The sequence below is a fragment of the Wolbachia endosymbiont of Atemnus politus genome (genome assembly GCF_013309895.1).
The window spans coordinates 1-1,351 of sequence record NZ_JAAXCS010000196.1 but is presented as its reverse complement, the minus strand read 5'-3'; the positions used below and the strand labels follow the sequence as shown (position 1 = coordinate 1,351).

Below are 1,351 nucleotides of genomic sequence, written 5' to 3'. Positions count from 1 at the left end.
CATCTTAAGTTTCTCAACTTAAGAAAAAAAACTCTTTAATTGCATTTATATTATCTAGCTTTCATTTCAGATTAATACATGCAGATATTTTATCATCTATCTTTTTCGGTATTTTGATCGATACTCCAATAATCTTTAATGGTTGGGTTACAATGAATGTAGATAAGCTTTCGTCTTGCAAAATATATATATTTACTTTATGTTTTTTTATCATTCTGTTTGAGAACTGGATTATGGTATCGCACCATTCACTTCTTTGTCCATCTGTTTCCAGTGGTAGCCCTATTAGTATTAGCCCAGCTTCATTTTCTTTGAATATTCTGTTTAGATTACCTAAATCTTTATTTATATTTTTTCTGTTATACACGTTATGAGCTGCGTTTTATCACTGAATGTTATGCCTATTCGCTTTCCTCCCATGTCAAGGCACATTATACGTTTGTCTCTTGAAATGGATTTTAGAAATTCATCATAATTTTTTTGTAGCCTCTATTGACATGAAAAACACTCAATCATAATCGATATCTGTTTTTATGTTGCTGCAATATTTCACTTTTTTTGAATGTGTCATGTGAAACTTTGTCGCCTCTCTGCATTGATTGTAATCTTCAGGACTTTTTTTCCACGCAAGCATATGTATTTTATGCAAATAACGTTTATGTACATTGGCAGGCAGGAACAAATTTATGGAGTTCTATCACTTGCATGTTCTATAATACATCTTTGATCAAGATCGTACGCTGTTTTAAATGCTAAATTTTCGTGCTCGCTAAGGAAATCTAGGTGTTGTACCGAACCTTCATTTGTCGAAATTGAAGACCACATACTTTATCATTGTCTTGATTTTTCTCTGCTAATAATTTTTGCAAGAATTTGTTCCGCACTACGAATGAACCTGTTAGTGACTTTTCTATAAATATATTTGCAGCATATGAATCTATTCCAAGGGAAGTATCACCTGCAATAATGGAAATTGAAGCAGTTGGGACTATAGCGAACTTAGGTTGAAACCTTTCCATTAGATTGATTTATTTACCGTCAAGGCATGCTCCCTTTTCTTCTGCTAATTTTTTGAAACCATATCTGCTTGCTCGCGTAGATATTTGAATATTTTTATCTTTTATTTATTTTGAATTTATTTATTCCACTGGTGTTCTATTACTGATTCGATAGGAACCATTTTACTCTGTAAAAATGAGTGAAATCCCATCACACCAAGTTCCACACTACGCTCTCTTATTGCAGAGTATTTTGCTCACTGTATTTCATCTGTGGCTTTATTTATGAAATAAATAATGACTTTATGCAATAAAGCAGTTCATATTTCATGGTCGGCGGAAATTAGAGCTTG

The 1,351-nt window shown here is 32.4% G+C and carries 2 pseudogenes; both read right to left on the bottom strand.

Annotation, left to right across the window (positions count from 1 at the left end):
• Positions 1 to 61: 61 nt before the first annotated feature.
• Positions 62 to 432: pseudogene (gene ruvX / locus HET73_RS07460) on the bottom strand (Holliday junction resolvase RuvX).
• 57 nt (positions 433 to 489) lie between these two features.
• Positions 490 to 1,309: pseudogene (locus tag HET73_RS07455) on the bottom strand (ribonucleoside-diphosphate reductase subunit alpha); the annotation flags it as partial.
• Between the last annotated feature and the right edge of the window lie 42 nt (positions 1,310 to 1,351).